16 protein-coding genes are annotated in these 17,604 nt (G+C 64.7%); 11 read left to right on the top strand and 5 right to left on the bottom strand.

Going from position 1 to position 17,604, the window contains the following annotated elements; all coding sequences use genetic code 11:
* Positions 1–3 precede the first annotated feature (3 nt).
* The gene (locus LU688_RS21840) at positions 4–693 is read left to right on the top strand and encodes an extensin-like domain-containing protein (protein WP_094012411.1); all 690 of its coding nucleotides are present in this window, start codon (positions 4–6) and stop codon (positions 691–693) included.
* A gap of 3 nt (positions 694–696) precedes the next feature.
* Here LU688_RS21840 and LU688_RS21835 read toward each other — a convergent pair whose 3' ends face one another.
* Positions 697–1,317 carry an energy transducer TonB gene (locus LU688_RS21835; RefSeq protein ID WP_094012410.1) on the bottom strand — a complete coding sequence of 207 codons (621 nt, stop codon included), beginning with the start codon at positions 1,315–1,317 and terminating at the stop codon, positions 697–699.
* 96 nt (positions 1,318–1,413) lie between these two features.
* Here LU688_RS21835 and LU688_RS21830 point away from each other — a divergent pair, with 96 nt between their 5' ends.
* From LU688_RS21830 to LU688_RS21795, 8 genes are all read left to right on the top strand, one after another.
* Positions 1,414–2,196: a class I SAM-dependent methyltransferase gene (locus tag LU688_RS21830; protein WP_094012409.1), complete on the top strand. Its 783-nt coding sequence runs from the start codon at positions 1,414–1,416 to the stop codon at positions 2,194–2,196.
* A gap of 137 nt (positions 2,197–2,333) precedes the next feature.
* A protein-coding gene (gene prfB / locus LU688_RS21825) for a peptide chain release factor 2 (RefSeq protein WP_104444985.1) occupies positions 2,334–3,429 on the top strand; the annotation gives its coding sequence in 2 pieces (ribosomal slippage) (positions 2,334–2,405 and positions 2,407–3,429; 1,095 coding nt in all).
* 92 nt (positions 3,430–3,521) lie between these two features.
* Positions 3,522–5,024, top strand: a complete 1,503-nt coding sequence (lysS, locus tag LU688_RS21820) for a lysine--tRNA ligase (protein WP_023630948.1) — start codon at positions 3,522–3,524, stop codon at positions 5,022–5,024.
* 130 nt (positions 5,025–5,154) lie between these two features.
* On the top strand, positions 5,155–5,859 hold the full coding sequence (locus LU688_RS21815) for a TetR/AcrR family transcriptional regulator (protein WP_046854423.1): 705 nt from the start codon (positions 5,155–5,157) through the stop codon (positions 5,857–5,859).
* A gap of 29 nt (positions 5,860–5,888) precedes the next feature.
* A complete protein-coding gene (locus tag LU688_RS21810; protein WP_094012408.1) occupies positions 5,889–6,437 on the top strand; it encodes a LolA-like protein in 549 nt (182 codons plus the stop codon).
* Positions 6,438–6,515: 78 nt separating this feature from the next.
* Positions 6,516–7,793: a flavohemoglobin expression-modulating QEGLA motif protein gene (locus tag LU688_RS21805; protein ID WP_023632436.1), complete on the top strand. Its 1,278-nt coding sequence runs from the start codon at positions 6,516–6,518 to the stop codon at positions 7,791–7,793.
* Positions 7,765–8,688, top strand: coding sequence for an alpha/beta hydrolase (locus LU688_RS21800; RefSeq protein WP_023632435.1), 924 nt, complete (start codon positions 7,765–7,767; stop codon positions 8,686–8,688). The genes LU688_RS21805 and LU688_RS21800 overlap by 29 nt, the downstream gene beginning before the upstream one ends.
* Positions 8,685–9,014, top strand: coding sequence for a PA3694 family proteiin (locus tag LU688_RS21795; protein WP_094012407.1), 330 nt, complete (start codon positions 8,685–8,687; stop codon positions 9,012–9,014). Before LU688_RS21800 ends, LU688_RS21795 begins: the two co-directional genes overlap by 4 nt.
* Positions 9,015–9,063: 49 nt before the next feature.
* Here LU688_RS21795 and LU688_RS21790 read toward each other — a convergent pair whose 3' ends face one another.
* The 3 genes from LU688_RS21790 to LU688_RS21780 form a co-directional block, all read right to left on the bottom strand.
* A complete protein-coding gene (locus LU688_RS21790; protein ID WP_094012406.1) occupies positions 9,064–9,825 on the bottom strand; it encodes a siderophore-interacting protein in 762 nt (253 codons plus the stop codon).
* Positions 9,822–10,355 (bottom strand): PadR family transcriptional regulator, encoded by a 534-nt coding sequence (locus LU688_RS21785; RefSeq protein ID WP_038706671.1) that lies wholly within the window; start codon positions 10,353–10,355, stop codon positions 9,822–9,824. The genes LU688_RS21790 and LU688_RS21785 overlap by 4 nt, the downstream gene beginning before the upstream one ends.
* Before the next feature lie 103 nt (positions 10,356–10,458).
* Positions 10,459–13,578 carry a biosynthetic peptidoglycan transglycosylase gene (locus LU688_RS21780; protein ID WP_110605200.1) on the bottom strand — a complete coding sequence of 1,040 codons (3,120 nt, stop codon included), beginning with the start codon at positions 13,576–13,578 and terminating at the stop codon, positions 10,459–10,461.
* 425 nt (positions 13,579–14,003) lie between these two features.
* Here LU688_RS21780 and LU688_RS21775 point away from each other — a divergent pair, with 425 nt between their 5' ends.
* Entirely contained in the window at positions 14,004–15,422 is a 1,419-nt protein-coding gene (locus LU688_RS21775; protein ID WP_046854430.1) for an amino acid permease, read from the top strand.
* Between the two features lie 94 nt (positions 15,423–15,516).
* Here LU688_RS21775 and LU688_RS21770 read toward each other — a convergent pair whose 3' ends face one another.
* Positions 15,517–17,136 (bottom strand): FMN-binding glutamate synthase family protein, encoded by a 1,620-nt coding sequence (locus LU688_RS21770; protein ID WP_094012404.1) that lies wholly within the window; start codon positions 17,134–17,136, stop codon positions 15,517–15,519.
* 181 nt (positions 17,137–17,317) lie between these two features.
* Between LU688_RS21770 and LU688_RS21765 the strand changes: the two genes are divergently transcribed.
* Positions 17,318–17,575, top strand: a complete 258-nt coding sequence (locus LU688_RS21765; RefSeq protein ID WP_046854432.1) for a type B 50S ribosomal protein L31 — start codon at positions 17,318–17,320, stop codon at positions 17,573–17,575.
* The last annotated feature ends 29 nt before the right edge of the window (positions 17,576–17,604 follow it).

The raw sequence follows: 17,604 nt of genomic DNA, 5'->3' as shown, positions 1-17,604 counted from the left end.
TGCATGGGCAAAACGTTGACCGTACTGGCCAGCCTGCTGCTGGCCGTGCTTGTTGCCTGGTGGCTCGGTTTGCGCCCGGCGGATGCCTGGAACCCATGGGCGGTGCTGGATGTGCGGCAGCCGCCGAACCTGCTGACACCCTACAAGCTGTCGCGCCTGCGCGCCGACCCCGAGCTGTGCCGCCAGGCCTTGCAGACTTCATCATTGCGCTATCGGCCGCAAAGCGACAGCCCGGCGGCGGCCAACTGCCCGTTGCGCAACGTCTGGCGCATCGAAGGCGGGCAGGCGCGGCTCAGCAGCAGCTTCCTCGCCAGCTGCCCGCTGGCCGTGGCCTATGCGCTGTTCGAAGTGCATGGGTTGCAACCGGCTGCGCAGCGGGTGTTCGGCCAGCCAGTGACCCAGGTCGATCACCTGGGCAGCTTTGCCTGCCGCAACGTCTACCACCGCAAGCAAGGTCGGCTCAGCCAGCATGCCAGCGCCAATGCCCTGGATATCAGTGGTTTTCGCCTGCAGGACGGCCAGCGCATCGTGCTGGCGCGGGACTGGCAGGGAGATGGGCGCAAGGCGGACTTCCTGCGCCAGGTGCAGGAGGCGGCGTGCGCAAGTTTCAGCACGGTGCTGGGGCCGGAGTACAACGCCGCCCATCACAATCACTTCCATGCGGACATGGGTTTCTGGCAGATCTGCCGCTGAGGTTCAGGCGTGCAGGCGCACGTTGTTCAGCACAACCGGGCGCGCCCAGTGGATATCGAATTCCAGGTCGTTCTGCTGTTTGGCCAGCGTGCTGTCGTCGAAGGGCTCGGGCGCAGGGTCGAGCAGGCCGGTCTCGAACTCGGCGATGGGCAGGAACAGCGGGCGTGGCGTTGGGCCAGGGCCGGGCTCGGCGATGGGGTGGCCCTGGCTCATGACCACTGGACGCACCCAGCTGTTGTCGATGTCGAGCTGGCGTTGCTGCTCGATCAACTCGACGGTGTCGAAGGGCTCGGGGGCAGGTGGCAGCAGTTTGGCCTCGAGTTCCGCCTTGGGCAGGAACAGCGGCTCGGGTGGTGCCACCTCGGTGTCGTGAACCGGCAGGGCGCGCTGGGCATCGATCAGGGCCAGGGCGCGGGCGCCGCCGATCGGTTCGCCGCTCTCCTGGTCGCACTGCATCAGCGCCTGGCTGAAACCGTCGACTTCGCCTTTTTGTTGCTCTGCCATGGCGCGGGCAAAGAAATCCTGCCACAGGTGGCTGACGCCACCCAGTGCCTGGGTATTCTGTCGACCGTAGTTGCCGACGGGCGACAAGTAGGTCAAGCCAATGGGAAGAGTGTCTGTCATGGCAGTCGCGGGCGTTGTGCTCTGGCAGAATAGCGGGATATTGCCTGTATCGGCTCTGGCCGGGGTTACATTAATTTTTTTCGAGTGCGCGAATCGATGTTAGAGCAACAACAGGCGGCGGGTATCAGGGTCGAGGCGTTGGCCGCGCAATTCCAGGCGCAGGCCGAAGCATGGGCGCAGCGACTGGGCTTGCCGCTGGTTGACGAGGCGGCGGAGTTTGCCGTGCAGTTGGGCGCCGAGGGCCTGCAGATCCAGCAACTGGGGCCGCAGGCGCCCGGGCCTGTGCGGGTGGATTTCGTCGAGGGGCAGGCGGCGCATCGACGGCTGTACGGCGGTGGCAACGGGCAGATGATCGCCAAGGCGGTCGGTATCGCCCAAGGCGTGCGGCCGCGGGTGCTCGATGCCACGGCGGGGCTGGGCAAGGACGCGTTCGTGCTGGCCAGCCTGGGCTGCGAGATGACCCTGATCGAGCGCCAGCCATTGATTGCCGCGCTGCTGGAGGACGGTTTGGCGCGGGCGCGGGGGGATGCCGAAATCGGCCCGATCGTCGCGCGCATGCAACTGCTGACAGGCAATGCCATCGAGCGCATGCGTGCGTGGGAGAGGGAGGCGCCGCAGGTGATCTACCTCGATCCGATGTTCCCGCATCGCGACAAGAGCGCGCTGGTGAAGAAGGAGATGCGGGTGTTCAGGCCGCTGGTCGGCGATGACCTCGATGCACCTGCCCTGCTCGAGGCCGCCCTGGCGCTGGCCACCCACCGGGTGGTGGTCAAGCGGCCGCGCAAGGCGCCGATCATCGAGGGAGGCAAGCCGAGTCACAGTCTCGAGGGGAAATCGAGCCGGTACGATATCTATCCCAAGAAGGCGCTGAAGGGGTGAATGTCGGTCGTTGACTCAATCTGTGGGTTGTGGCGACCCCTGCGCCCGGCGATACCGCCCGGCGGGTCTGCCGCGGTGGCGCAGACTCGGTTATACTCGCGGGCTTTTCACCGAATTCGCACGAGAGCTGCCCGCCCATGGAAATCCAACCGATCCTGAACACCATCAAGGACCTCACCGAGCGTTCCCAGTCTATTCGGGGGTATCTTTGACTACGATCACAAACATGATCGTCTGGTCGAAGTAAACCGCGAGCTGGAAGACGCCGCAGTCTGGAACAAGCCCGAGTATGCCCAGGCCTTGGGCCGTGAGCGCGCGATGCTGGCACAGGTGGTCGAGACCCTCGATAAACTGGCCAACGGTCTGTCCGACTGCAAGGACCTGCTCGACATGGCTGTCGAAGAGGGCGATGAAGGCGCTGTCGGCGATGTCGAGACCGAGCTGCAAGGGCTCGAGGAATCCCTCGCCCAGCTCGAGTTCCGTCGCATGTTCAGCGGCGAGATGGACATGAACAACGCCTATCTGGATATCCAGGCCGGCTCCGGCGGCACCGAGGCCCAGGACTGGGCCAACATTCTGCTGCGCATGTACCTGCGCTGGGCCGACAAGCGCGGCTTCGACGCCACCATCATCGAACTGTCCGAAGGTGAAGTCGCCGGCATCAAGGGCGCCACCGTGCACATCAAGGGCGAGTACGCCTTCGGCTGGCTGCGCACCGAGATCGGCGTGCACCGCCTGGTGCGCAAGAGCCCGTTCGACTCCGGCGCCCGTCGCCACACCTCGTTCTCGGCGGTGTTCGTCTCGCCCGAGATCGACGACAAGGTCGAGATCGAGATCAACCCGTCCGACCTGCGCATCGACACCTACCGCTCCTCCGGCGCCGGTGGCCAGCACGTCAACACCACCGACTCGGCGGTGCGTATCACCCACGTGCCGACCAACACCGTGGTGGCTTGCCAGAACGAACGTTCCCAGCACGCCAACAAGGACACCGCCATGAAAATGCTGCGGGCCAAGTTGTACGAGCTGGAGATGCAGAAGCGCAATGCCGCCTCGCAGGCGCTGGAAGACAGCAAGTCGGACATCGGCTGGGGTCACCAGATCCGTTCCTACGTGCTCGACGACTCGCGCATCAAGGACCTGCGTACCGGCGTCGAGCGCAGCGACTGCCAGAAGGTCCTGGACGGCGACCTCGACCAGTACCTGGAAGCGAGCCTCAAGCAGGGGCTGTAAGCATCACCGCCGTGGCGGGCCCGTGGGAGCGGGCTTGCCCCGCGATCCCTCACCCGCGAGGGCAACGAACACCTGATGGAAAGAATGACGACATGAGCGACCTCAAGACCGAAGCGCAAGACCTGCAACAGGAAGAAAACACCCTGATCGCGCTGCGCAAGGAAAAACTTGCCGCCGAGCGCGCCAAGGGCAACGCCTTCCCCAACGACTTCCGTCGCGACAGCTACTGCAACGACCTGCAGAAACAGTACGCGGACAAGACCAAGGAAGAGCTGGAAGCCGCCGCCATTCCGGTCAAGGTTGCTGGTCGCATCATGCTCAACCGTGGCTCGTTCATGGTCATCCAGGACATGACCGGCCGCATCCAGGTCTACGTCAACCGCAAGACCCTGCCGGAAGAGACCCTGGCCGCGGTCAAGACCTGGGACCTGGGCGACATCATCAGCGCCGAAGGTACCCTGGCCCGTTCCGGCAAGGGCGACCTGTACGTCGAAATGACCAACGTGCGCCTGCTGACCAAGTCGCTGCGCCCGCTGCCGGACAAGCACCACGGCCTGACCGACACCGAGCAGCGCTACCGCCAGCGCTACGTCGATCTGATGGTCAACGAGGAAACCCGCCACACCTTCCGTGTGCGTTCGCAGGTGATCTCGCACATCCGCAAGTTCCTCATCGAGCGCGACTTCCTCGAAGTGGAAACCCCGATGCTGCAGACCATCCCCGGCGGCGCCGCGGCCAAGCCGTTCGAAACCCACCACAACGCGCTGGACATGGCCATGTTCCTGCGCATCGCCCCGGAGCTGTACCTCAAGCGCCTGGTGGTCGGTGGTTTCGAGAAAGTGTTCGAGATCAACCGCAACTTCCGTAACGAAGGCGTTTCGACTCGTCACAACCCAGAATTCACCATGCTCGAGTTCTACCAGGCCTACGCCGACTACCGCGACAACATGGACCTCACCGAGGAACTGTTCCGCGAGCTGGCGCAGCTGGTGCTGGGCAGCACCGACGTGCCGTACGGCGACAAGGTGTTCCACTTCGGCGAGCCGTTCGTGCGCCTGTCGGTGTTCGACTCGATCCTCAAGTACAACCCGGAACTCACCGCCGCCGACCTGCAGGACGTCGACCGTGCCCGCGAGATCGCCAAGAAGGCTGGCGCCAAGGTGCTCGGCCACGAGGGCTTGGGCAAGCTGCAGGTGATGATTTTCGAAGAGCTGGTCGAGCACAAGCTGGAGCAGCCGCACTTCATCACCGAGTACCCGTTCGAAGTCTCGCCGCTGGCCCGTCGCAACGACGACAACCCGGCCGTGACCGACCGCTTCGAGCTGTTCATCGGTGGCCGCGAGATCGCCAACGCCTACTCCGAGCTCAACGATGCCGAAGACCAGGCCGAGCGCTTCCTGGCCCAGGTGGCCGAAAAGGACGCCGGTGACGACGAAGCCATGCACTACGACGCCGATTTCGTCCGCGCACTGGAGTACGGCATGCCGCCGACCGCCGGTGAAGGCATCGGCATCGACCGCCTGGTGATGCTGCTGACCAACTCGCCGTCGATCCGCGACGTGATCCTGTTCCCGCACATGCGTCCACAGGCCTGAGTGATCTGAACAAGCCGCCTTTCGAGGCGGCTTTTTCTTGCCTGAAACTTTATGTTGTTTCTACGGGCCTCGCGATGAGGCCGGTACAGGCAACCCACTGTTCGTGAGGTAAACCCGAGTGACCCCCGCCATGCCCCACCAGGGCGCCGCCGGCATCGCCACCGCCGTCGCCGAAAGCGTGCAGTACCAAGGCCGCAAGACCGCCCGACAGGGCAGCGAGCAACGCCGCCAGCAGATCCTCGACGCCGCCATGCGCATCGTCGTGCGCGATGGCGTGCGCGGTGTGCGCCACCGCGCCGTGGCCGCCGAGGCCGGCGTGCCGCTGTCGGCCACCACCTACTACTTCAAGGATATACAGGACCTGCTGGCCGACACCTTCGCCCAGTACGTCGAGCGCAGCGCGGCCTACATGGCCAAGCTCTGGACCAACACCGAAGGCGTGCTGCGCCAGTTGCTGGCCCAGGGCGACGGCAGCCACGAGGCACGGGCGCACCTGGCCGATGAAGTGGCGCGCATGCTGGCCGACTACGTGCTGCGCCAACTGAACAACCGCCGCGACTTCCTCATGGCCGAACAGGCCTTCCGCCAGGAGGCGCTGCTGTGCCCGCGCCTGGCCGAGCTGGTGCAGGCTCACGAGCAGATCCTGCTGCATGGCGCGCGCCAGATACTGCAGGTGGTCGGCTCGCGCCAGCCGGAACAGGATGCCCAGATGTTGACGGCGATTATCGAGCAGATGGAATATCAGGGCCTGCTCAAGGATGCGAATGCGCAGGCCGATGAGCAGATGCTCGCTATCCTTGTCCGATACCTGCAGATGGTGCTGGCCTCGGCCTGAGTGGCGAACGATTTTTCAAGGAGAACCTGATGAAAGCCTGGCGTGTGGTGTTGTTGACCTTATCATTCCTCCTGCTGGGCGGTTGTCTGGTGACCTTCGACGAACCGCTGCCGGCCAACCAGCCAGCGCCTAAGGCCCTACTCGGGCAGTGGAGCAGCAAGGACGCCTGGGGCCAGCCGCTCAAGCTGAGTATCAGCCGTGCCGGTGGCAACACCTACAAGGCAGTGGCCCGTGCCCAGGGCAAGGCGCCCGAGGAATACGTCTTCACCGTGGCCCGGCACGGCAACCGCTGGTACCTGTCGGCGGGCGTGCCCAAGCGGCTGGGTGGCAACTTCCTGATCGGCGGCTTCGAGGTAATCGACGGCAAGCAACTGGTGGTCTACAACCTCGATGTCGAGCAGGTCCAGCAGGCCGTGGACGAGAAGGAGCTGAGCGGACGCAGCACCCAGGTGCCCGAGGACAATGGCCCCGGCGTGGTGATCGACAGCCCGACGGAGCGTGTGCTGGCCTACCTGGACGACCCGGCCAACTCCGACCTGTTCGTCGAAGTGGCACGCTTCCAGCGTTCCGCCAAATAGCACTGAGCATACCGGCCTCCTCGCGGGGCAAGCCTACTTCCACGCAACGTTGCGACAGGCTTCAACAAGGAGTCCCCGGTGGACGAATACCAGCAAACCATCCGCAGCCTGTCCGATCGCATTGTCGCCACGCAGACCCCGATCCGCGTGCTTGACGCAGTGAAATGGGACGACGGCATCCGCCAGGGCTTCCTCAAGGCCAAGGGCAAGGAGCCGCCTGCGGTGGATCGCGCCTATTACCAGAACCGGCCGTTGTCGTTCGATTCCAGCGCGGTGAAGGCCGAGTTCCAGAGCATCGAGCGCGACATCACCCGGCAGCTGGGCCAGTTCAACCCGGTCGGCCAGATCATGCGGCGCATGTGCAAGGAGTACCGCATGGTGGTGCGTATGCTCGAGGCGCGAGGCACGGAGGATTTCGGCCTGATCTCCCAGGAGCTCTATGGCGCCGCCTCCGATGCCTTCCACGCCGGTGACCCGACCCTGGCCGACCTGGGCCTGATGCTCTCGGACTACCTGAACAACATCGACGGCCGCGGCGACCTGAAGGACGAGCCGAAGAATCTCACCGCCAAGGAAGCGGTGGAGATTCTCCAGCGGCGTTTGAACAAGGTGTTCGGTGAAGCCGAGGAAACAATCCGCGTGTTCGAGTCTGACGGTATCGTCGCCGACGCGGCGGCCGGTGCCGACTACATCAAGGTGCGCGCCGACGCCATGTTCAACAGCCGCGACGTGCGGGCCCTGGAGGTACACGAAGGGTTGGTGCATGTCGGCACCACCCTCAATGGCCTGAACCAGCCGATCTGCACCTTCCTGGCCAAGGGGCCGCCCTCGTCGACGGTGACCCAGGAGGGCCTGGCGATCCTCATGGAAGTGATCGCCTTCGCTTCCTACCCCAGCCGCCTGCGCAAGCTCACCAACCGCACCCGGGCCATCCACATGGTCGAGGAGGGCGCGGACTTCCTGCAGGTCTTCGAGTTCTTCCGTGGCCAGGGCTTCGAGATGGGCCAGAGCTACAGCAACGCCAGCCGCGTCTTCCGTGGCTCGGTGCCCAACGGCCTGCCATTCACCAAGGACTTGTCCTACCTCAAGGGCTTCATCATGGTTTACAACTACATTCAGTTGGCCGTGAAGAAGGGCAAGCTCGAACAGATCCCGTTGTTGTTCTGCGGCAAGACCACCCTGGAAGACATGCGCACCCTGCGCCAACTGGTCGAAGAGGGGTTGGTGGAGCCGCCCAAATACCTGCCGGAACAGTTCCGCGACCTCAACGCGCTGTCGGCGTGGATGTGCTTCTCCAACTTCCTCAACCACCTGAGCCTGGACCGTATTGAAGCCGACTACGCGAACATTCTCTGACGCCTGCCGTCACCTCGCCTTCGGCCTCGGTTTGCTGCTGCTGGGGGGCTGCAGCAGCCTGCTGTTCTACCCCGAGCCGGGCCAGCCGTTCACTCCGGCACAGGCGCATTTGCAGTATCAGGACGTGAGCCTCGCCGCCGCCGACGGCACGCGCCTGCACGCCTGGTGGATCCCGGTGCCGCAGGGGGTCGAGGTCAAGGGCACCGTGCTGCACCTGCATGGCAACGGCGGTAACCTGGCCTGGCATCTAGGTGGCAGCTACTGGCTCCCGAAAGAGGGCTACCAGGTGTTGATGCTTGACTATCGCGGGTATGGGTTGTCCCAGGGCAAACCGACGTTGCCCGAGGTGTATGGCGACATCGGCGCGGCCCTGGACTGGCTGCACGCCGCTCCCCAGGTGCAAGACAAGCCGCTGGTGCTGCTGGGCCAGAGCCTCGGCGGGGCGATGGCCATTCACTATCTGGCACAGCATCCCGAGCAGCGTCGGCGTTTCAGCGCCTTGGTATTCGACGGTGTGCCGGCCAGCTACCGGGCCGTGGGGCGTTATGCCCTGAGTACCTCGTGGATGACCTGGCCGCTGCAGGTGCCGCTGTCGTGGCTGGTGCCCGATGGCGACAGCGCGATCCACTCGATCGAGCGTCTGGACAGCCCGCCGAAGCTGTTCTTCCACAGCATCGACGACAACCTGGTGCCGCTGGACAACGGCCTGCGCCTCTACCGACATGCACCACCGCCGCGGGTGCTGCAACTGACTCGTGGCGATCATGTGCAGACCTTCGCCGACCCGACCTGGCGCCAGGTGATGCTGCGCTTCCTGGACGATCCCACGCACTTCAACGGCCTGCGTCGGCTGGCCGAAGTACCCAACTATCCTGACGAGAAGAACAAGCAATGAGTGAAGAACGCAACGCCATCCCACTGATCCTGACCGGTGTCGGCAGCATCATCGTGACGGTGGGAGCCCTCTGGTACTACGGTTACCTGCATTTCGCCAAGCCGGAGGACGCCCTGTTGCTGCAGGACTTCACCATGCTCAAGACCATTCCCGGCGAGGACTACAAGCTCTCGCTGACCCCGGCGCCGCAGGTGGCGCAATGTATCGACGGCGTGCTGGTGCTGTTCGATACCGAGCAGAAAGGGCTGACCGGCGTACTGGTGGACAACCGCAAGCGCGCGGTGCGTTGCGCCGGGCAGGAGACGCCGCAGCAGGAGCTGCAGTGACAGGCACCCCAGGCAAGGGGCTCGTCCGCTGCCACCGGCCCGGCCGGCGTCATTCGTCGTCGGCAGTGCCGTCGGCCCGCCAGTAGGCGGCAGCCTTGAGGGCGTCTTCCTGCACGCCCTTTTCCAGCAGCAGCGCCTTGGCCTGCCGGGTCAGTGCCTTCTCCAGCGCCACCCAGCCATACAGCCGGCCTTGAGGCAGCGCCAGGTGCTTGACCCGCTCCAGCAGGTCTTCTGCATGCCGGCGCACCCAGATCACCTCCACTTGCGCCTTGCTGGCCAGTGCCTGGCGCTCTTGCTCGTCCTCGATCTGGATCACCGCGAGTACCTGGCGCCCCGCCGGCAATTCTTCAAGGCGCCGGGCGATGGCCGGGATTGCGGTTTCGTCACCGATCAGCAGGTAGCTGTCGAAGATGTCCGGCACCACCATCGAGGCGCGTGGGCCGGCGATGTCCAGGGTCTGGCCGGGCGCCGCCTGGGCGGCCCAGGTGGAGGCGGGGCCGTCGCCATGCAGGACGAAGTCGATATCCAGTTCAAGGTTCTCCAGGTCGATACGCCGTGGCGTGTACTCGCGCATGGTTGGTCGGGCGCCGCCGTCGCGGCCGAGGTTGCGGGCGTCGATGGCCTGCTGTTCTTCGGGCGTGCAGGCGAACAGCAGCTTGATGTGGTCGTCGCTGCCGACGCTGGCGAAGCCCACCAGCTCCGCGCCACCCAGGGTGATGCGGCGCATGCGCGGGGTCAGGTCGGTGACCCGCAGCACGTTGAGGCGGCGTTGGCGGATCTCGTGGTTGACGCGGTGGATGGTGTTGCTCATGGGGTGTTCTCCGTAACAGGGATGGCCGGCCCGGAGGCGATGGCCTTGGCGGTTTCGTTGAGCAGGTTGCGCACCCGCTCGATCTCTTCGGCGCTCCAGCGGCCGCTGTGCATGTGCAAGGCATGGCGCAGGTTGCCGACGGCTTCGTGGATTTCCGCGGGGCGGTCATGACCGCGCAAGGCACGCTTGCTCACCTCGATGCGCATGCGCACGCCATCGAGGGCAACGGCCTGTTCCGCCAGGGCGCTGCGACCGGCATCGGTGATGGCGTAAAGGCGCTTGCTGCCCTGGATGGCGCCAGTGACCAGCTCGGCTTCCTCGAGGTAGCTGAGGGTCGGGTAGATCACCCCGGGGCTGGGGCTGTAGCTGCCGTCGAATAGGCTCTCGATCTGGCGGATCAGGTCGTAGCCGTGGCCCGGTTGCTCGGCCAGCATCGACAGCATCAGCAGTTTCAGGTCGCCCGGGGCGAATACCCGTGGGCCACGTTCGCCGCGGCCGGGGCGGCGTTCGAAGGGATCGTGGTCACGCATGGAGAGGGCTCCGTCTGTTTAGATATATCGCAAGATATTACTCAAGATATATCTAAAGACAAGCCTTCAAATGCAGATGATTATCATCTGTTTTCTTGATGATTCACGACTGGCCCGCCACCTGCGGCGCCTTGCAGGCGGTTGGGTTGCCTGGTTCCAGGTAGGGCATGAGGATCGGCGCCATGCCCTTGAGCACCTGCACCGGCAGTGCCGAGGTAAAGGTGAAGGCCTCGGCCGTGCGCCCCGGAACGAACGCGGTGAGGGTGCCGAAGTGGTTGTCGCCGAGGAAGAACACGAAGGTGGCGGTGCGGTTCAGCGAGCGCGAGCCGATCAGCCGGCCGCCGGCGCCGAAGCTTTCGATACGGTTGTCGCCGGTGCCGGTCTTGCCGCCCATCACCAGCGGCGTGCCGTCGTGCAACTTGAAGCTGCCGGAGATGCGCCGCGCGGTACCGGCATCGACCACCTGCGACATGGCGCCCTTGAGCGCCCGGGCGACCTCGACGGGCAATATCCGCTGACCGCGGTCCGGATCGCTGATCAGTTGCGTCTCGTACGGGGTGTTCTGGGCGAAGTGCAAGGTGTCGATGCGCAGGGTCGGCAGGCGCACGCCATCGTTCTGGATGATCCCGACCAGTTCGGAGAGGGCGGCCGGCCGGTCGCCGGAGCTGCCGATGGCGGTCGCCAGCGACGGTACCAGGTGGTCGAACGGATAACCCACGCGCTTCCAGCGCTGGTGGATGTCGGTGAACGCCTCGATTTCGACCATGGTGCGGATGCGGCTGTCGCGGGCGCCCTGGTGGCGGCTCTTGAACAGCCAGCTATAGACCTCCTGGCGTTCGAAGCGGCTGGCGTTGAGGGCGTCCTTGAGCGATGCGCCAGGGTTTTTCAGCAGGTAGCCGAGCAGCCACAGGTCCAAGGGGTGGACCTTGGCGATGTAGCCCTGGTCGGGCAGGTCGTACTTGCCCGGGCCATAGGCCTCGTACATCTCCACCAGACGGCCATCGGTGAGCTTGGCCATGGCCTTCTTGTCGTCCTTGCTGTGGGCGCGGACGAAGGCGTTGAAGGTTTCCTGGCCGGCTTCGGGGAACAGGTAGCGGTGCACCGCGGCCAGGCGCTGCGGGGTCACGCGCATGCTGTCGAGGAAGGTGTCCAGGCGCTGCTGCGAGGTCTTGCGCTGGTATTTCTTCCAGAAGCGCATGGTGTAGTTGGAGCCTTCGCGGTCGGCGAAACGCGCCAGGTATTCCTGGCGGCGCGGGTCGCTGTCGTCCCTGAGCAGCGGCTCGCGATTGAACGGCTGCTGGTAGGTGACGTAGCGCACGATGTCGCGCATCAGGCGGATGAACGGCAGGTTGATCGACTCGCGCAGGGCATCCTTGAGGGTCGGGTTGCGGTTGTTGTCTTCCTTGCGGAAGTTGTTGAACACGTGCATGCCGCCGCCGGTGAAGAAGGCTTCGCCGGTGTTGGCCGAGTACTTGCGCTCGAGGGCTGCATCGAGCATGGCGTCCAGGCTCTGGTTCTTGCCGTTCTGCATCAGCCATTCGAGTGACCACTGGCTGATGCGGTCGAGCTCGGCCACCGGGACTTTCTTCAGTTCGGCGGCGGGTTTGCCGGCGTATTTGTCGTGCAGCTCGGCAACGATTTCCAGGTAGGTGGTAAGCACCCGCAGCTTGGCGGTGGAGCCCAGTTCAAGCTTGCTGCCTTCGTTGATGTCGAAGGGCTGGTTGGTGCTGTCGGTCTGCACCCGTACCCGCGAGCCGTCGGCGGTGCGTTCGAACAGGGTGAAGCTGTAGCTGACCTGGTCGGTGGTCTTGCTGGTCAGCAGGCGTTCGCCGATCAGGCCGAGCTGTGCGGCGAACGCCGGGTCGGCGAGGTTCTTCAGATACTGGCTGACCTGCACTTGCAGGTCGGCCTGCAGGGTGCTTGTGGCTGACAGGTCGAGGCGGTCGAGGTCGTACAGCGGCCGGTTGAGCATGGCTGCCAGGCGGTTACGGGCCAGGCTGATGCCTTTGTTGGTGATGATCGGCACGATGGTCGGCTGGGCCACCCAGTCGCGGTACACCGCCTTGCTGGCAAGGGCAGCGTCGGCCAGTGGACGGTCGATGACTGCGTTGGCGGCGAGTACCCGTATATGCGAATCGGTCAGTTCCGCCAGTTCGATGCGGCCCTTGGACAGGTAATGCGAGGGGCGGCGCTGGGCGATCATCAGCGACAGCACCTGGCGCAGGGCCAGTCCGCGCTCGGCCATGCTCTTGTCGTCGGTGGCGGTGGAGGTGAGGGCCTGGTTGACCTGATCGAAGTCGGCGCCGTACCACACCCGCAAGCCTTCCGCCATGCCGTGCACCTCACCGTGGCCAGGGACGGCCGACAGCGGCACGCTGTTGAGGTAGTCGCGCACGATGCGTTCGCGGGCCTCGGTGGTGTCGGGGCCGCCCTGGTAGGCGCGTACGCTGGCGGAGATCATCTGGCGGATCTTCTCGGCGCCGGAGACGGTCAGCCCGTCCGGCGAGTGGCGATACTTCTCAAGCTGGGTGGCCAGGGTGCTGCCACCGGCAGATTGGCCGGGCAGGGCCAGGTATTTGGCAATCTGGCTGTAGGCCGCCTTGGCGAAGCGGGGCCAATCCACCGCCGGGTTGTTCTGCGGGTCCTTCGGGTCGAGCAGGTCGCGGTTCTCGATGAACAGCAGGCTGTTGACCATCACCGGCGGGATCGCGGCGAAATTCGGATACAGGTGCTGCGGGTAGTTGTACTGGTAGAGCATGTCGCCGCGGCAGTCGGTGATCGACAGGCCAGCCTGGATCTTCTCCACGTAGGGCACGAACAGGCCGTGTTCGACGTAGTTCATCAGCGCCGGGGAGAAGCGCACTTGCTGGTTGATCAGGTAGTCGCGCTTGAGCAGTCGTGGCAGGAACTCGCCCAGGGCGCTGTAGCCCAGGCGTTTGTCGAACGGGCCGTCGCCCGGGTAGACGATGGCATCGCTCGGGCCGGGCTCCAGGGCATAGGTCAGGGTGCCGGCCAGGCGGCTGAATTCACGGGACTGCAGGCGCGAGGTCTGGAATTCGTCGTAGGCGGCCAAACCTACCGCCACCAGTGCCACCAGCAGGATAAGCAGGATCAGGCGCCACCACAGGCGGCGCTGACGTGGAGTCTTGGACAAGGGGGCTTCAGCCTGAGTTTCTTTGGGTGCTTCCGTTCTGGTTGGTTCCGATTGCCACAGTGCGCCCATAGTCTTGAGTCCGGCCAGGTGTTTTCGCGTTGCTTGCCTGAAGCTTAGACGGTGGCCGAGTTTGGTGAAAAATTTGTAAGTAGCTTCGGGGAATCACGTATGAACATGCGCCTTTGGTGCGACTTCCATTCTTCGGCAATGTTGCTAAGGTAGCTGCCCCATTCCTGTGCATGGGCGGAGCGAGGCCAGGATGCCCCTCCGGTGAAGGGGATTTGGCCGAGAATTCTCGCCAAATTTCCTGCTGTATATAGTGAAAAGCCCTACAAGCTGCTTCCTATACTGCTCGCCCCCTTCGACCCGTCGGTGCTGTGTGCCCGGTGGACAGGCCCGCCCACAAGGCGGCCTGGCGAGACGACGCCCCGCCTATCGGCGCGGCCGGTGCTGCACGAAGGTCAAATCCAATAACAAAATGAGGTTGTATTGCTATGCCAGTCGGCAACCACCCTGCCCAGGGCGAGTCCGCCCAGGGCGGCCCGCTCAAGCGCGAGCTGGGCGAACGGCACATCCGTCTGATGGCCCTCGGCGCCTGTATCGGCGTCGGTCTGTTCCTCGGTTCTGCCAAGGCCATCGAAATGGCCGGCCCTGCCATCATGCTTTCCTACATCATCGGTGGCCTGGCCATCCTGGTGATCATGCGCGCCCTCGGCGAAATGGCCGTGCACAATCCGGTCGCCGGGTCGTTCAGCCGCTACGCCCAAGACTATCTCGGTCCGCTGGCGGGCTTCCTGACCGGCTGGAACTACTGGTTCCTGTGGCTGGTGACCTGCGTCGCCGAAATCACCGCGGTGGCCATCTACATGGGCATCTGGTTCCCCGACGTGCCGCGCTGGATCTGGGCGTTGATGGCCCTGGGCAGCATGGGCGCGATCAACCTGATCGCGGTCAAGGCATTCGGTGAGTTCGAGTTCTGGTTCGCCCTGATCAAGATCGTCACCATCATCGCCATGGTGCTGGGCGGCATCGGCATCATCGCCTTCGGTTTCGGCAACGACGGTGTGGCCATGGGCGTCTCCAACCTGTGGAGCAACGGCGGTTTCATGCCCAACGGCGTGACCGGCGTGCTGATGTCGCTGCAGATGGTGATGTTCGCCTACCTGGGCGTGGAGATGATCGGCCTGACCGCCGGCGAAGCGCGCAACCCGCAGAAGACCATCCCCCAGGCCATCGGCTCGGTGTTCTGGCGCATCCTGCTGTTCTACGTGGGCGCGCTGTTCGTGATCCTGTCGATCTACCCGTGGAATGAGATCGGCAGCCAGGGCAGCCCGTTCGTGATGACCTTTGAGCGCCTCGGCATCAAGACTGCCGCCGGCATCATCAACTTCGTGGTGATCACCGCCGCGCTGTCGTCGTGCAACGGCGGCATCTTCAGCACCGGGCGCATGCTCTACAGCCTGGCGCAGAACGGCCAGGCCCCGGCCACCTTCGCCCGCACCTCGAAGAGCGGCGTGCCGCGCAACGCCTTGCTGCTGTCGATCGGCGCGCTGCTGCTGGGCGTGCTGGCCAACTACCTGGTGCCGGAGAAAGTGTTCGTCTGGGTAACCTCGATCGCCACCTTCGGCGCGATCTGGACCTGGGTGATGATCCTGCTTGCGCAACTGAAGTTCCGCGCCGGGCTCACCACCGCCGAGCGCAACGCGCTGAAGTACCGCATGTGGCTGTGGCCGCTGAGCTCGTACCTGGCGCTGGCGTTCCTGGTGCTGGTGGTGGGCCTGATGGCGTACTTCCCGGACACCCGCGTGGCCCTGTACATCGGCCCGGCATTCCTGGTGCTGTTGACGGCGCTGTACTACACCTTCCGCCTGGCGCCCAAAGAGGCGCAGGGTACGGTGAGTACCGCCTCCTGATGAACAAAGCCCCGGCCAGTGCCGGGGCTTTGTTTTCGTGTGGCGACCATCGTGGCCTGGCCTGGGAGCGGGCTTGACCTGCGATGAAGTCTGATCAGGCCGCTACCTCGCTGTGCGGCTCGAAGCTGTCCGCCCGCGCCAGCTGCCACATCCGCGAATAGAACTGCCCGTTCACCTCGCCAGTGAGTAACTCCCCCGGCTTGAGGAACACATGCATCTGCGAGAACAGCTTGATCTCGGTAGCCGAGATACGCCGCACCAGGTGCTTGGCCTCCAGTTGCGCTGGGTGCTCCAGCCCTGCGGCGGCGAGCATTTCGGCCAGGGCGCGCAGGGTGTTTTGATGGAAGTTGTACACCCGCTGGGCCTTGTCTGGCACCACCAGTGCGCGCTGGCGCAGGGCGTCCTGGGTGGCCACGCCGGTCGGGCACTTGTTGGTGTGGCAACTCTGCGACTGGATGCAGCCGATGGCGAACATGAAGCCGCGTGCCGAGTTGGCCCAGTCGGCGCCGATGGCCAGCACGCTGGCGATGTCGAAGGCGCTGACGATCTTGCCGCTGGCGCCGAGCTTGATCTTGTCGCGCAGGTTCAGGCCGACAAGGGTGTTATGCACGAACAGCAGGCCTTCGCGCAGCGGCACGCCGATATGGTCGGTGAACTCCACCGGGGCGGCGCCGGTGCCGCCTTCCTTGCCGTCGACGACGATGAAGTCCGGGAGGATGCCGGTTTCCAGCATGGCCTTGGCAATGCCCATGAACTCCCACGGGTGGCCGAGGCAGAACTTGAAGCCCACTGGCTTGCCGCCGGACAGCTCACGCAACTGGGCGATGAACTGCATCATTTCGATCGGCGTGGAGAAGGCGCTGTGACGCGACGGCGAGATGCAGTCCTCGCCCATCAGGATGCCGCGGGTCTCGGCGATCTCCCTGGTCACCTTGTGCTTGGGCAGGATGCCGCCGTGGCCGGGCTTGGCGCCCTGGCTCATCTTGATCTCGATCATCCGTACCTGCGGGCTCTGCGCCTGGGCGGCGAAGCGCTCGGGGTCGAAGCGGCCATCCGCGGTGCGGCAGCCGAAGTAGCCACTGCCCAGCTCCCACACCAGGTCGCCGCCGTGCTCGCGGTGGTAGGGGCTGATGCTGCCTTCGCCGGTGTCGTGGTGGAAGTTGCCCAGCTTGGCGCCCTGGTTGAGGGCGCGGATGGCGTTGGCGCTGAGCGAGCCGAAGCTCATGGCCGAGATGTTGAAGATCGACGCGGAGTACGGCTGGGTACATTGCGGGCCGCCGACCACGACACGAAAGGCGGCCGGGTCGGCCAGCGGCGCGGGGCGCATGGAATGGCCGATGAATTCGAAGCCCGACTCGTACACATCGATCAGGGTGCCGAAGGGTTTGTCCGAGGCCTCGTTCTTGGCACGGGCATACACCAGCGAGCGCTGGGCGCGGGAGAAGGGCAGCGCATCGCTGTCGGACTCCAGCAGGTACTGGCGGATCTCCGGGCGGATGCCCTCGACCAGGTAGCGGATATTGCCGAGGATCGGATAGTTACGGCGCACCGCGTGGCGCTGCTGCAGCAGGTCGAACACGCCGATCAGGCTCAGGACGCCGGTGGTCAGGGCGAACGGCCACAGCCAGTCGTGGGCGAGGAACGGCAGGCTGGCGAGGGTGAACAGCACGCAGGCGGCGAAGAAGGCGTAACGGCTGAGAAGTGACAGGCTCATACGGGGTCCTTGCGGATGGCTCGGTCAGGCTCAGGGGCCTGGGCAAAGGCCGACCATAGCCCGGTTGGGCGGCGTTTTGCCAGCGCACCGGGCGGCAGAAAAATGAAAACTCGTGTATCGAAAATCATTCGCATTGTGATACGTTATAAAGTATCACTATTGCTTTCCAGGAGATTGCGTCATGAAAGCTGGCATTCACCCCGACTATCGCCCGGTGCTGTTCCACGATACGGCTGCCGATGTGTACTTCCTGATCGGTTCCACGGTGGATACCGATCGCACCCAGGTGCACAGCGATGGCCAGACCTACCCCTACGTCGCGCTGGATGTCTCCAGCGCCTCGCATCCGGTGTACACCGGGCAGCAGCGCAAGACCACGGTGGAAGGGCGGGTGGCCGGGTTCAACAAGCGCTTCGCCGGGTTCCAGGCCAAGGGCTGAACCTGCGGTAGCGGCGGTACACCGCCGCT

Origin of the sequence: Pseudomonas soli, assembly GCF_021283165.2 — a bacterium.
Taxonomy (GTDB): Bacteria; Pseudomonadota; Gammaproteobacteria; order Pseudomonadales; family Pseudomonadaceae; genus Aquipseudomonas; species Aquipseudomonas soli.
This window is presented reverse-complemented; position numbering and strand designations above follow the sequence as displayed.

Coding starts and splice junctions, on each gene's coding strand:
- LU688_RS21840 (WP_094012411.1), top strand. CDS start 4: ATGGGCAAAACGTTGACCGTACTGGCCAGCCTGCTGCTGGCCGTGCTT.
- LU688_RS21835 (WP_094012410.1), bottom strand. CDS start 1,317: ATGACAGACACTCTTCCCATTGGCTTGACCTACTTGTCGCCCGTCGGC.
- LU688_RS21830 (WP_094012409.1), top strand. CDS start 1,414: ATGTTAGAGCAACAACAGGCGGCGGGTATCAGGGTCGAGGCGTTGGCC.
- lysS (WP_023630948.1), top strand. CDS start 3,522: ATGAGCGACCTCAAGACCGAAGCGCAAGACCTGCAACAGGAAGAAAAC.
- LU688_RS21815 (WP_046854423.1), top strand. CDS start 5,155: ATGCCCCACCAGGGCGCCGCCGGCATCGCCACCGCCGTCGCCGAAAGC.
- LU688_RS21810 (WP_094012408.1), top strand. CDS start 5,889: ATGAAAGCCTGGCGTGTGGTGTTGTTGACCTTATCATTCCTCCTGCTG.
- LU688_RS21795 (WP_094012407.1), top strand. CDS start 8,685: ATGAGTGAAGAACGCAACGCCATCCCACTGATCCTGACCGGTGTCGGC.
- LU688_RS21790 (WP_094012406.1), bottom strand. CDS start 9,825: ATGAGCAACACCATCCACCGCGTCAACCACGAGATCCGCCAACGCCGC.
- LU688_RS21785 (WP_038706671.1), bottom strand. CDS start 10,355: ATGCGTGACCACGATCCCTTCGAACGCCGCCCCGGCCGCGGCGAACGT.
- LU688_RS21780 (WP_110605200.1), bottom strand. CDS start 13,578: ATGGGCGCACTGTGGCAATCGGAACCAACCAGAACGGAAGCACCCAAA.
- LU688_RS21775 (WP_046854430.1), top strand. CDS start 14,004: ATGCCAGTCGGCAACCACCCTGCCCAGGGCGAGTCCGCCCAGGGCGGC.
- LU688_RS21770 (WP_094012404.1), bottom strand. CDS start 17,136: ATGAGCCTGTCACTTCTCAGCCGTTACGCCTTCTTCGCCGCCTGCGTG.
- LU688_RS21765 (WP_046854432.1), top strand. CDS start 17,318: ATGAAAGCTGGCATTCACCCCGACTATCGCCCGGTGCTGTTCCACGAT.